This window comes from Ereboglobus sp. PH5-5 (assembly GCF_029504805.1).
In the GTDB taxonomy this organism is placed as follows: domain Bacteria; phylum Verrucomicrobiota; class Verrucomicrobiia; order Opitutales; family Opitutaceae; genus Ereboglobus.
Map to the genome: position 1 here is coordinate 164,609 of NZ_JAQFIT010000006.1, position 13,276 is coordinate 177,884.

3 protein-coding genes are annotated in these 13,276 nt (G+C 63.0%); all 3 read right to left on the reverse strand.

Annotation, left to right across the window (positions count from 1 at the left end; all coding sequences use genetic code 11):
• Positions 1–34 precede the first annotated feature (34 nt).
• The 3 genes from M2103_RS05525 to M2103_RS05535 all read right to left on the reverse strand — a co-directional run bounded on the left by M2103_RS05525 (position 35) and on the right by M2103_RS05535 (position 12,955).
• Positions 35–2,068, reverse strand: coding sequence for a M48 family metalloprotease (locus M2103_RS05525; RefSeq protein ID WP_277509258.1), 2,034 nt, complete (start codon positions 2,066–2,068; stop codon positions 35–37).
• A 129-nt stretch (positions 2,069–2,197) separates the two neighbouring features.
• Positions 2,198–4,624, reverse strand: coding sequence for a Tex family protein (locus M2103_RS05530; RefSeq protein ID WP_277509260.1), 2,427 nt, complete (start codon positions 4,622–4,624; stop codon positions 2,198–2,200).
• Positions 4,625–4,834: 210 nt separating this feature from the next.
• Positions 4,835–12,955, reverse strand: a complete 8,121-nt coding sequence (locus M2103_RS05535; protein ID WP_277509261.1) for an autotransporter outer membrane beta-barrel domain-containing protein — start codon at positions 12,953–12,955, stop codon at positions 4,835–4,837.
• Positions 12,956–13,276: the final 321 nt, after the last annotated feature.

Sequence of the window (13,276 nt, forward strand, 5' to 3'; positions counted from 1 at the left end):
ACGTCTGTGTTACCTTGTGTCGCCGCGCCCAGTTTCACACCAGCGGCATCGGGCAGCCGAGCGAGTCGGACATCATGCGGAGGAGCTCGATTTCCTCAATGTGTTGCTTCCCGTCGGCCATCACCACGGCGGCAGCGGCGGCGAGCACGGCTCGCCTGGTTTCCAGCGGCGCGGTCGCGAGGCGGTCGAGCGCGGTGTCGAGCGGACGATAAAGTTGCTGGATCATTGCGGCACCCTCGACTTCGCCAGTTTGAGGCCTGTGCCATTTGGCAAAAACGGCAAAGCGTCCGAGCTTGGATTTTCCCGCCTCGAATGCCTTCCGGGAAGTTCCTTCGTCCGCGCCGCCGCAGTTTGCGAGCATCGACAGCGCCATGCCGGCATGCGCGCCAATTTCCGAGGGCTGCGCGAATGCCTTGTTTGTTTTTCGCAGGGGCGTCGCGGCAACCGAAACGAGATGCCGTTGCACCATGCGGAGCAGCGAGTATTCGAATACGGTGATGCGCCCGTCGCATTGGGCGATTTTGTCCGCGGCCTGCCAGAATCGCCCGACATCCTGGCCGGGCATCATACGCAGCGTGGGGAGCGCGAGTTGCAGGAGCGGCAGGCGGTGCTCGAGCGGAAGCCTCAGCAGCGCCGGTTCGAGGCGCGTGATTATTTTAAGCGGCGCGCCTCCTTGAAAAGTAAAGGCGTCCCATTGCATGTGCCGCACGGTTTCGTCGCGATCAATCAGGAGCCCGAGCACCAGCGCGGGCGCGGTGTCGCGACAATGCGCCGCGTCCAGCAGTTCCGGGTTGATCGAGTCGAGCAATTGACGCGCCCGGGCGATTGATTCCGGCGCGCTCGCGCCAAGCAGGCGCTGCAGCATCGCGGCGCGGTTTTCCGCGGGGTCCGTCTTGTTTTCACCGGTGGATATGTTTGCGGCGGGGCCGCCCTCGCCGAACGAGGGCGCTTCGATTTTTTGTTTCAACCGCAAGCCGGCTTTGCGCCGCCCCGCCACGGCGGGGCGCTCGTCGGAATCATCCGTCACGAGGCGTCCGCGATCCAGGGAGTCGGAAACGATAAACTTCGCGGTTTGCGCGTCGATTGCGCGCACGCGATCCAGCCAGTAGGGATGCGTGGCAAACCAGCGGCCGAGGTGGTTTCGGCACGCATCCACAAAAAAGAAATGCTGGATCGCGCGCACGTTTTTGCTGGTGACAACCACGCCCCCTGAGAGCCCGATCTTGCGCAGCGCGCCGGTGAGGCCGGACGGATTTCGAGTGAACTGCACGGCGGCGGCGTCCGAGAGGTATTCGCGCTGCCGCGAAATCGTGGCAATGATGAGGCGGCCCAGAAAGTATCCGGTGTATCCAAAAATAGACACGGCAATGCCGACTGGCACGCGAACCATGGCGACGATCACCTTCATGAAGTAGAACGGCGATTCCTCGAGCAGATTCCAGTCCTTGAAGATACCCTCGCCGGCGAGCGCCATGAACAACAGCCCGTGCACGACCGCCATGAGCACGACGTTCATGCGGATGTCGTTGTTGAGGATGTGGCTGAACTCATGGCCAATCACGCCCTGCAATTCGTCGCGCGTGAGGTGGTCGAGCGCGCCGCGTGTGACGACGATGGCGGCGTCCTGCGGTTTGAGTCCACAAGCGAAGGCGTTGATGGCCTGTTCGTTTTCGATCAAAAAAATAGCGGGCGCCGGCACGCCCGAGGCGATGGCCATTTCCTCGACGATGTTGACAAGGCGGCGCTCAATGATGTTTGCCGAACCGGGCGAAACCCATCGCGCGCCGAGTGATTTGATCACGAGCAGCCCGTCCTTGCTCAGTTGCCGCCACTTCCACCACGACGCCCCACCGACGAGCCCGCACGTCATGACGATGAGAAACGCAAGCAACCCGGGCTGCCAGAATTGAAAGGCGGAACCGGGCTCGTAATAATAAAGCCAGCCCGCGCGAATCACGGCGAGAATGGCATAGCTCAGGGCCACCAAAAACACGATCGCCGCGGCAAACAGGACGATGAGCTGCCGGGTCTTTTTGCGCGCGCGTGCTTGTGCAGAGAAGAAGTCCATGGGGAATGAGAAATGTAGCACAGACATTCCTGTCTGTGCCGGTATTCGCAACATTCAAACGGCACAGACAAGTTTCGAGCGCAGCGACAGTCAGCCATGTCTGTGCCACATTGCGCGTGCGTGTTCGGTTTACTTCTTCTTGTTCAGAGCCGCGGTGAACCAGTCGCCGCCTAGGCTTTGGGTGGAGTCGCGGCGCGGGGCGCCTCCGCCGGATGAACCTCCGTGCGGCGGCCTCGCCGAGGCCGCCCTACCTTGGCCTCCGCCGGATTTTCCGCCGAGTTGCGGGTTGGAGCGCATTGAGAGGGCGATGCGGTTGCGAGCGAGGTCGATGTCGGTCACCGTGACCATCACGCGCTGGGAAACTTTCACGACTTCAGCCGGGTCTTTCACAAAGTTGTCGGCGAGCTGGCTGACGTGGACGAGGCCGTCCTGGTGCACGCCCACATCGACGAAGGCGCCGAAGGCGGTGACGTTGGTCACGATGCCGGGGAGCTTCATGCCGGGTTTCAAATCCTCGGGTTTGTTCACGCCTTCCTGAAAGGCGAAGGCTTCGAATTTTTGGCGCGGATCGCGTCCGGGTTTGGCGAGTTCGGCGAGGATGTCGGTGAGCGTGGGGAGGCCGACTTTGTCGGTCGCGTATTTTTGAAGGTCGATTTTTTTGCGGAGTTTTTCGTCGCGCATGAGGTCGGCGACGGTCACGCCGAGGTCGGCGGCCATTTTTTCGACGATGGGATACGACTCGGGGTGGACGGCGGAGGCGTCGAGCGGATTTTCCGCGCCGCGAATGCGGAGGAAGCCCGCCGCTTGTTCGTAGGCCTTGGGGCCGAGGCGCGAGACTTTGAGGAGTTCGGCGCGGGTTTTGAAGGGGCCGTTTTCGTTGCGGTGCGCGACGATGTTGGCGGCGATGCTGGCGTTGAGACCGGAGACGTAGCTGAGGAGTTGTTTCGAGGCGGTGTTCACCTCGACGCCGACGCCGTTGACGGAGGAGACGACGCAGTCGTCGAGCGAGCGTTTGAGGGCGTTTTGATCAACGTCGTGCTGGTATTGTCCGACGCCGATTGACTTGGGGTCGAGTTTCACGAGTTCGGCGAGCGGGTCCATGAGGCGGCGTCCGATGGAGACCGCGCCGCGCACGGTGATGTCGTGGTCGGGAAATTCCTCGCGGGCGACTTCGCTGGCGGAGTAGATCGACGCGCCGGATTCGTTGACCATGACGACGGGGATGTTTTTCGGGAGGCCGAGGTCGCGGATGAAGGCCTCGGTTTCGCGTCCGGCGGTGCCGTTGCCGATGGCGATGGCCTCGATTTTGAAGAAGTCCACGAAGCCTTTGATTTTTTCGGTCGCCTCGTCGTTGCGCGCGGCGCCCTGGTCGGGGTAAACGACGTCGTTGTGGAGGAGTTTGCCCTGGCGGTCGAGGATGACGACTTTGCAGCCGGTGCGGAAGCCGGGGTCGATGGCGAGGGTGTTTTTCTGGCCTAGGGGCGAGGCGAGGAGGAGTTCGCGGAGGTTTTCGGCGAAGACTTTTATCGCGGTTTCGTCGGCGCGTTTTTTGGATTCGAGGCGCATCTCGGTTTCCATCGCGGGGGCGAGGAGGCGTTTGTAGGCGTCCGTAAGCGCCATGCGAACTTGGGTGGAGGCAGAAGTGTCGGAGCCAGAGGCCAGAAGGCCAGAGGCCAGAGTGCCAGACTTCGGCTGGGTGGAACCGGTGGTGTTTTTCTGGCTTTCTGGCTTCTGGCCTTCTGGCCTCTGCTTGACATGCAGCGGTTCGATTTCGGCGAGGGCGGCGGTTTCGTCGGCGGTGACGCGCATCATGAGGACGAGTTCTTTTTCGCCGCGGCGCATGGCGAGGACGCGGTGGCTGGGGGCCTTGGCGAGGGGTTCGCTCCAGTCGAAGTAGTCCTTGAATTTCGCGCCCTCGGTTTCCTTGCCGCCGATGACCTTGGTGGAGATGACGGCGTTGGCGGCGTAGAGGGCGCGGAGTTTGGCGCGGGTGGAGGCGTCGTCGCTGATGCGCTCGGCGATGATGTCGCGCGCGCCGGCGAGGGCCTCGGCGGCGTCCTTGATTTTGGCGGGCGTGTTCTTGCCGTCGTCGGGCGTGTATTCACGTCCTGAATACGCGGCGGCCTCCGCCTCGACGTCGGTGGCGGGGTCTTGCGCCTGGAGGAGGTCGGCGAGGGGCTCGAGGCCCTTCTCCTTCGCGATGGTGGCGCGGGTGCGTTTTTTGGGGCGAAAGGGCAGGTAGATGTCCTCGAGAGTGTTGAGGGTTTCGGCGGCGGCGATTTTTTTGGCGAGCTCGTCGGTGAGGAGGTTGCGTTCCTTGAGCGAGGCGGTGATGGAGGCGCGGCGTTCGTCGAGCGCGGCGAGTTGTTCGAGGCGGTCGCGGATGGCGGTGATCTGGACTTCGTCGAGTTCGCCGGTGGCCTCCTTGCGGTAGCGGGCGATGAAGGGGACGGTCGCGCCCTCGGAGAAGAGCTGCGCCGTGGTGGCGATTTGGTGGACTTTTAGATTGAGCTCCTGCGCGATGCGCAGGACGTGTTCGGCATTGGGCGTGGACATCAGGGAAAGTGTGAAGAGTGAATGGTGAAGAGTGAAAAAATCAAAAAAAGAGGGGTGCCATAGCAACGGGTGAGAAGCGGCGCGCAAGGGGAAATTGAAGCGGCGCGGCAGGAAAATTTCGGGGCTTTTTGATGCGGTCCGGGCACAGCAAGGGCGCGTTCTTTTGGGAACGCGCCCTTGTGTTGTCCGGGTTGGTGTTGGTTGCCTTCTTTACCAGGCGCGGCGGTAGCCGAGGTTGACGACCCAGGGGCGTTCGTAGCGTTGGGCCTTGTTGTATTCATAATCGAAATACAACTGGCCGTTGTCATTGATTTGATAGCCCACGCCGAGGCCGAGCTCCGTGCGCCAGCCGTCGAACCAGGGTTGATACTCGCGGTCGTCCACCGTGACTTCGCCTCCGTTGGTGTCGGTTTTCACGGCGCCAAACTTCAGATACGGCATCCATTGTCCGTAGTTCGCGCCGGTGCGCACTTGCAGGCGGTATTGCCACGCGTCGGAATCGCCGACGCGCACTTCGAGGTCGCGGCTCACGCCGTTTGAGACGGTGTAATCAGCGCCGTTGATCCAGGCCACGGCGACTTGCGCGAGGGGCTCGGTCCAGAAGGTGAGGAGTTTGCCGCTCGATGTTTGAATCGACGGGCGGACGAGGCGGCGGCCAAACTCGACCGACGCGCCTTGGGTGTAGTTGGTGTATTTGCCGCGGGAGACGAAGCCGTCCACTCCGCGGGCGTTGAGTTTGTTGCTGGTGCGGTCGAAGCGCAGGACGGCGTCAACGAACCAGTTTTGCTCGTTCATCCAGAGCGCGTAGAGGCCGGCGCCGACGGTGTTGCTGCTGCCGTCGCCGTATTGGTTGCGCACGTCGTCGAAGGTGCGGTCCTGGCGGGAGATGCCGATGAAGCCGCCGAGGGCGATCGTTGCCGTTTCGCGGCGCAGGAGTTTGTCCGCGCCGGCGGTGACTCCGTAGCTGTCCTGCTCGAAGGCGCTGCCGCCGAGCTCGGAGCTGGCGTTGAGGCGGTAGTTGTTGACGCGCATCCAGACGGAGCCCTCGTCCTCGTCCTTGGTGTCGCGGTCGCGGTGCGCGTAGATGTCGCCGAGGCGTTTGTGCACGCTGTCGAGATCGAAGTGCCAGGAGGGGCCCATGATGCCGGCGGTGAAGAGGATCGCGTCGGCTGCGCGGCTGAGGGCGTCGCCGCCGGAGAGGTAGAAGGCGGTGTCGTCGGGCATGATGAGGCCGCCGTCACCTTTGTAGAGCTGGAATGTGAACATGCCCGATTCGACGATGTTGGAGGTGAACACGGGATCGCCGTCGACGTAATCGACGACTTTGAGCGCGTAGGTGCGCGTGGCGTCGTCGATGGGTGTGAGGTTTGTCTGGGTGAACTCGACGTAGTGCGTGCCGGTGGCGAGGCTGGTCGCGCCTTGGACGATCAGCATGTCGGTGTTTTTGTTGGCGAGGTCCACGTTCATGTGGCTGGTCGTCGTGCCTTCGAGCGTGCCGGTGATTGTCAGGTTCGTGTAGGTGGTGGCGAGGCCGTTGTTTGTGCTGTAATGGATGCGGCCCGCGTTGCCGGTGAGGTTTTTGATTTGTTGCGCGTGGTTGTGCATGTCGAGCGCGCCGTCGAGAAACACGCGGCTGCTGGTCTGGATGGCGTTGGTGGTGCCGGTGCGCAGGGTGCTGTTGGCGCCGACGCGGGTTTCGCCGGTGTAGGTTTGCGCCTTGGTCAGCGCGACGGTGCCGCCGCCGATGGTGGAGACGTTGCCCGAGCCGCTGATGACGCCGGTGTAGGTGACGAGGTCGGAGCGGTTGAAGATGAGCGTGGTGGCGTCCGCGACGCTGACGTTGGCGGCGATGACGCCGCCGTCCCAGCCGCTGGTGTCGTCCCTGCCGATTTGCAACGCGCCTTGCTCGACGACGATGCCGCCTGCGATGTTGTTCGCGCCGGTGAGGGTGGTGGTGCCGGCGCCGCGCTGGACGAGGATGCCGGCGCCGGTGACGGCGCCGCCGTAAACGAGGTCGTCGGAGCGGTTGATGGTGAGTGTGCCGGAGTTGGCGACGGTGCTGGCGTCGGCGATCATGCCGGTGGTGGAGCCGCCCGCGCCGGTGCCGAGCTGGAGGTGCGCGCCGGCGCCGATTATGGTCGTGCCGGTGTAGGTGTTGTTGGCGGTGAGCGTCCACTCGCCGGCGGCGTTGAGGGCGAGGTTTCCGGTGCCGTCGATCGTGCCGGAGAATTCGAGGCCGGTTTCGGTGTTGGCGATGGCGAGGGTTTTGTCGCCGAGGCGGATGTCGCCCGCGCCGGAGACGTTTTGCAACGTCTGGTCGTAGCCGCCGAGGTCGAAGGCGGTGGAGGCGTTGATGGTGACCTTGGTGGAGGAGGCGATCACGTTGGCGACGCCGGCCTTGAGCGTGGCGGAGTTGATGAGCTGCGTCTGGCCGGTGTAGGTGGCTTGTTGCGCGAGCGTGATTTGTTCGGTGCCGCTGAACGCGAAGCCCGCGCCGGCGCCGCTGAGTTTGGCGCTGAGGGTTTTGTCGTGGGAGCCGGTCGGGTCGATTTCGACGAGGAGATCGGTGTGCGTGCTTTCGATTTGGGTGAGGCCGTAGTCGAGCACGATGCCGGTGCCGCTGACGTGCGTGGCTTTGTAACCGTAGTAGGTTTTGCCGACGATGGTGTCGCCGTCGTTGTTGTAGAAATCGACTGTCGAGTTTTGGCCGAGGGCGTTGGTGGCGCTGTCAACGAGGTCGTATGAGGCGGTGCCGATGATGGTGGACTCGGTGGCGGAGACGATGACTTTGCTGTTGAGCACGCTGTCGTTGAGCGCGTCCACGTCGAAGATGTGGCCGGTGAGTCCGCCCGTGCCGGGCGGTTTCGGGAGGTCGAGTCCGCCGAGCACGTCGGTGTGCACGCCGATTGTGCCGCTGGTGCCGTGCAGCGTGCCGGTGACGGTGAGCGTGTGTGGTTCGACCGTGGTGCCGGTCGTGCTGGCGTTTACGAAGAAGACGCCCGAGAAGAGGTCGAAGCCGCCGATCTCGCGGTCCTTGTCGAGCGTGGTTTCGGAGTTTTGGCCGAGGCGCAGCGTGGCGTCGGCAAGGGCGTTTTCCGCGTCGTCGTCGAAACGGAAGTAGGCGAGTTGCGAGTCGCCGCGGATGCCGACCGTGCCGGTGAAACCAAGTGCGGAGGGCTGAAGGCCGAAGGTCGCCCCGGGATCGGTGGCGGTGCTGTGGAGGTCAACGTAACCGGCGCCGGCGAGCGGGTTGGTGAGGGTCGTGGTCGCGTTGGAGGTGGTGGAGATTTGCAGGGTCGCGCCGGCGTCGATGCCGATTTCGGCATTGTTGGCGGCGTTGAGTTGGTGCGCGTCCCAATCGACGACGAGCGTGCCGGACTGGACGAGCGTGGCGGCTTGCTCCATGCCCGCGCCGGGGTCGGTGTCGATGATCCAGGTGCCCGCGCCTTGCTTGACGAGGGTGCCGGTGAACTCCGTGCTGCCGGTGACGGCGTCGGCGTGGCGTTGCGCGTTGAGCGTGTCGTTGCTGATGAGGGTGAGTTGCGAGTTTGTTCCCGCGATGCCGAGGTTGCCCGCGAGCGTGCTGCTGTTCCAGAGGCGGACTTCGTTGGCGGCGTCGGCGGCGAGGTTGATTGCGTAAACGGGGCCGGTGATGATGCCGCCGGTCGTGTTGGTGACGAGCGCCTGGCCCGCCGCATACACGCCGGTGTCGCCCGCGCCTTCGATGGTGCCGGAGTTGGTGAGCGTGCCGGAGCCGAGGAAATGCACGCCGACGATGTCGCCGTGGAGCAGGTTCATGGTGTCGTTGGTGTGCGCGACGCCGTCCTCGGCGATGAGCGCGGTGCCGGTGACGTTGACGTAACCTGTGCCGGTGAGGGTGGAGGCCGCGGCGAGATAAACGCCATAGTGACCGAGGATGGCGCCGTCGTTTATCAACTGCGTGGTGCCGCCGGCGAAAACGCCCTCGTTGATGATGCCGGTGGCGTTGTTGGTGATTTCCGCGACGCCCGAGCCCACGCCCACGCCGTAGCCGGTGCCGCCCGTGATGATGCCGGTATTCGAGATTGTGCCGCCCTTTTCGAGATACAGGCCGATTGCAATGCCTTCGATCAGGCCTGCGTTGGTGATGTGGACGGACTCGGAGGATTGGGCGCCGACGTTGTCCGTGGCGATGATGGTGCCGGAGTTGGCCAGGGTGCCGCCGTTCATGTAGATGCCGAAATTAACGCCTTGGATGATGCCGGCGGTGTCGTTTGTGACAGCGATGTCGGCGGTGGCGGTCTGGATGCCGTTGTTATCCGTGCCGATGATGGTGCCGGAGTTGTAAATGGCGCCTGCATCCATGTAGATGCCGAAATCGTGGCCTTGTATCAGGGCGCCGGCGGTGGTGTTGGTGATGGTGACAGGGGATGAGCCACCACGAATGCCGTTGCCGGTTTCGCCGATGACCGCGCCGGTGTTGGTGATGGTGCCGCTGTTGTAAGTGACGATGCCGCTATCGGCGCCGCGAACCAAGCCGGCGGCTTCATTGGTGACGATGATTGTGGCGGCGTTGTTGTTCGCGTAAATGCCAATGCCGCCGCCGGTGGAAGAGTCGCCGATGATGGTGCCGGAATTGCCGAGCGAACCGCTGCCGTGGAACTGCACGCCGATTTCGCCGCCCTTGAGGAGCATGGTGCTGTTGTTCGTGTGCGTGGCGCCATCGGCCAGTTCGAGAGCCACGCCGGAGACGTCGACGGTGCCGGTGCCCGAGAGGGTGGAGCTGGCGCTGAGGTAAACACCCTTGTTCCCGCCGACGAGGCCGTCGTTGGTGATTTCAACAGAGCCGCCCGCGTAGATGCCGTTGTTAATGGTGGCCCCGGCGTTGTTGGCGACGAGCGCCGCGCCGTCGTTCACTTTCACGCCCCAATCGTTCTCGCCGATGATGGTGCCGGAATTCGTGACGGTGCCGCCATTGACCAGTTCGACGCCATACTGATTGCCCTGAACGAGGGCGTCGGCGGCGTTGGTGACGAGTGTGGCGTTGTTCCACGACAGGATGCCGTGGGCGCTGTCGCCGATGATGGTGCCGGTGTTGGCGACCGCGCCGCCCGCGCCGAGGGAGACGCCGCTGGCGGCGCCTTGGACGATGCCGGTGTTGCTGACGAGCACGGCTTGATAATTGGCCTCGATGCCGTGGCCGCTTTGGCCGAGGACGGTGCCGGAGTTGGTGACCGCGCCGCCGGCGTCGAGCCGGATGCCGTGGCCGGAGCCTTGGATGAGGGCGTTGGTTGCGTTGGTGATTTCAGCGGGGCCGCCGGCCATCAGGCCGTCCTGTGTGACGCCAACAATGGTGCCGGAGTTCGTGACGGTGCCGCCGGCAACCAACTCGACGCCGTGCTGGTTGCCCCGGATGAGCGCGCCGGTGGTGTTTGTGACGAGAGTGGCGTTGTTCCAGGATATGACGCCGTGCGCGTTTTGGGCGATGATGGTGCCGGAGTTGGCGATAGTGCCGCCCGAGCCCAACTGCACGCCGTGATGGCCGCCTTGAATGAGGGCGCCGGTGGCGTTTGTGATTGCGGCGGAGCCGACGGCGTCAATGCCCTGGCCCACCACACCAATGATGGTGCCGGAGTTGCCAAGCGAGCCCGTGCCCTCGAAACGCACGCCTGTGGTGCCGCCTTGAATAAAAGCCTCCGCGGCGTTGGTGTGCGTGGCGCCGTTCGCAAGAATGAGAGCCGTGTCCGTGACGTCGATGGTGCCCGTGCCGGAAAGCGTGGAGTTGGCGCCGAGATAAACACCCAGGGCGCCGGTTATGCGGCCGTCATTTGTGACTTGCGTGGTGCCGCCCGCGTAAACGCCCTCAACGATGACGCCCGTGTCGGCATTGGTGACAATGGTCTCGCCGGTGGCGACCTGAACGCCCCAACCGGAGGCGCCGCCGGCGATGGTGCCGGAGTTGGCGATGGTGCCGCCGCCGGCCAGCTCGACGCCGATGATGCCGCCTTGGACAAGGCCGCCGGTGGTGTTGCTGATCGTGGCCTCGGCGCCGATTGCGGCATAAATGCCGTGCTGTCCGGTGCTGATGATGGTGCCGGAGTTGGCAACCGTGCCGCCCGCGCCGAGGGAAACACCCTTGCCGTTGCTCTGGATGAGGCCGGTGTCGGTGTTGCTGACGAACACGGCTTGATAATTGGCCTCGATGCCATGGCCGACGTCGCCGATGACGCTGCCGGAGTTGACGATGGTGCCGCCGGCGTCGAGCCGGACGCCGTGCCAGTATCCTTGCATGAGGCCGCCGGCGGCGTTATCGACTTCCACGATGCCGTTTGCGTAAATGCCCTGGCCGTTGACGCCGGTAATGGTGCCGGCGTTGCTGACGGTGCCGCCGACGCCCAGGTAGATGCCGCTGTCGGGGCCTTGAATGAGGGCTCCTGAATCGTTGGTGACGGTGACAAGGCCGCCTGAATAAATGCCATGGTTGTAGTCTATGCCGCCAATGATTGTGCCGGAGTTGGCGACCGTGCCGCCCGCGCTCAGGGAGACGGCGGTGACATCGCTCGTGATGAGGCCGTCGGCGCCATTGGTGATGGTGACGACTCCGACGGCGGAAACGCCGACACCGGCGCTCTGAATTGTGCCGGTGTTGCCGAGCGAGCCCGAGCCCTCGAAGACCACGCCGGTGGTGCCGCTTTTGATCAGGCCGTTGTTTGTGTGCGCGCCCCCGTTCGCCAGCGTGAGGCCGATGCCTGCAACGTCGATAATACCGGTGCCGGAGAGGGTGGAGTTCGCGCTGAGATAAACGCCGTTGGCACCGGTGATGGTGCCGTCGTTTTTCACTTGGGTGGTGCCGCCGGCGAAGATGCCGCCGATGATGGCGCCGCCTGCGTTGTTGGTGACGCGCCCCTCGCCGCCGCCAATTTGCACGCCCCATCCGCCGTCGCCTTTAATGGTGCCGGAATTTGTGACCGTGCCGCCGGTGGCGAGCACGATGCCATGCGTGCCGCCCTGAACGAGCGCGTTTTCAGCGTTGTCAATGGTTGCGACTCCGATCGCGTAAATGCCTGTGTCGCCGGTGCCCTTGATGGTGCCGGAGTTGCGAACGGTGCCGCTGCCGTTGAGTGATATGCCGCGATTACCACCCTGGATAAGGGCGTTGTTGGTATTGGTGATGAGCACAGAGCCGCCGGCATAAACACCGATGTTGCCATCGCCAATGACGGTGCCGGAGTTTGTGAGCGTGCCGCCACTCAGGAAATGCGCGCCCGTAACGCCGCCGCGAAGCAGGTTGTCGGCACCATTGGTGTGCGAGACTCCGTTTTCCGCAATCAAAGCGGTGCCGGTGACGTCGATGGCTCCGGTTCCCGAAAGGGTGGAGTTCGAGGAGAGGTAAACACCCCTGTTGCCTGAGATGTTTCCGTTGTTGATCACGGCCGTGGTGCCGCCGGCGTAAACGCCGCCGTTGATCGTGGCGCCTTCATAATTCGTGACCCGACCCTCGCCCGAGTTTATGCGGACTGCGTAGTCCGTCGTGCCGCTGATCGTGCCGCGGTTGTCCACTTCGCCGCCCTTGTTCAGAACCACGCCATTGGAGCGGCCTTGGATTGTGGCACCGGTTTCGTTTGTCACCTTCGCGATGTTACCCGCATAGAGACCGCGGTCTCTGCCGCTGATCGTGCCGTGGTTGGCTGCGGTGCCGCCCGCGCCCATGTGCAGGCCGTCGGTGTTGCCCTGGATGAGGCCGCTGGTGCTGTTGGTGACGAGCACCGAGACATAATTAGTTTCAATGCCGTGGTTGCTTTTTCCAACGATGCTGCCGGAGTTCGTGATTTCGCCGCCAGCGTTGAGTTGGATGCCGCGATAGCCGCCTTGGATGAGGCCGCCCGCGTCGTTGGTGATGATCGCGGCGCCGTTGTCCACATGAATGCCACGACTGGTGCCTGAAATGACGCCCGTGGATTTGTTGGTGATCGTCACGGCGCCCCGTCCGTAAGCGCCATTGGCATCGGATTTGGTGCCGCTAATCACGCCCGCATTGGTCAGTGTGCTGCCTCCCGCCATGTTCACTCCCGCGTTTCCGCCCCGCGTGTAACCGCCGGATTCGATGATGAGGTCGCTGGCCGAAGCGAACCAAATGCCCGCGCTCCCGACGTCCGTGGTCACGAGCGTTCCGGAAAGGCTGTATGTGCCGCCATTAAGCGCGAAGCTGTTAAGTGCAGTGCCGCTCGGGATGGGGTTTACCTGTCCCGGCATCGGCTGCGCAAAGGCCGCGAGAAGCGGGAGCACAAAAAAGATGTTGCGTTTGCGGGTGCGGATAGAGCGCCTCGCCTTGCCTTGATTTTGGTTTTGCATGATATTTTCCCAGTGCTTTCAGCGCACCATGTAGTGAATAAAGTTGATAAAATTAGTGTGAAATAATTCTGGTGATGAGATTTTACCAGCAGCCGATTAATGCAATTAATCGGTGATAAACCTATAGCGCTGGAGGAAAACGCGTCTCATTGAAAGAACGATTTTCTAAAAAAATTATTTTTTCGTCATTTTACACATATTCCATATGCACGATCGAACGAGCCACTTATAAACGAATTTATTTTTCAGGCTTCCGATGACAGGGCGGTTGTTTCTCGCAGTTCCCGTCAAAAGAAAACACCCGCGCCATTTGGCGTTTGA

Coding starts and splice junctions, on each gene's coding strand:
- M2103_RS05525 (WP_277509258.1), bottom strand. CDS start 2,068: ATGGACTTCTTCTCTGCACAAGCACGCGCGCGCAAAAAGACCCGGCAG.
- M2103_RS05530 (WP_277509260.1), bottom strand. CDS start 4,624: ATGTCCACGCCCAATGCCGAACACGTCCTGCGCATCGCGCAGGAGCTC.
- M2103_RS05535 (WP_277509261.1), bottom strand. CDS start 12,955: ATGCAAAACCAAAATCAAGGCAAGGCGAGGCGCTCTATCCGCACCCGC.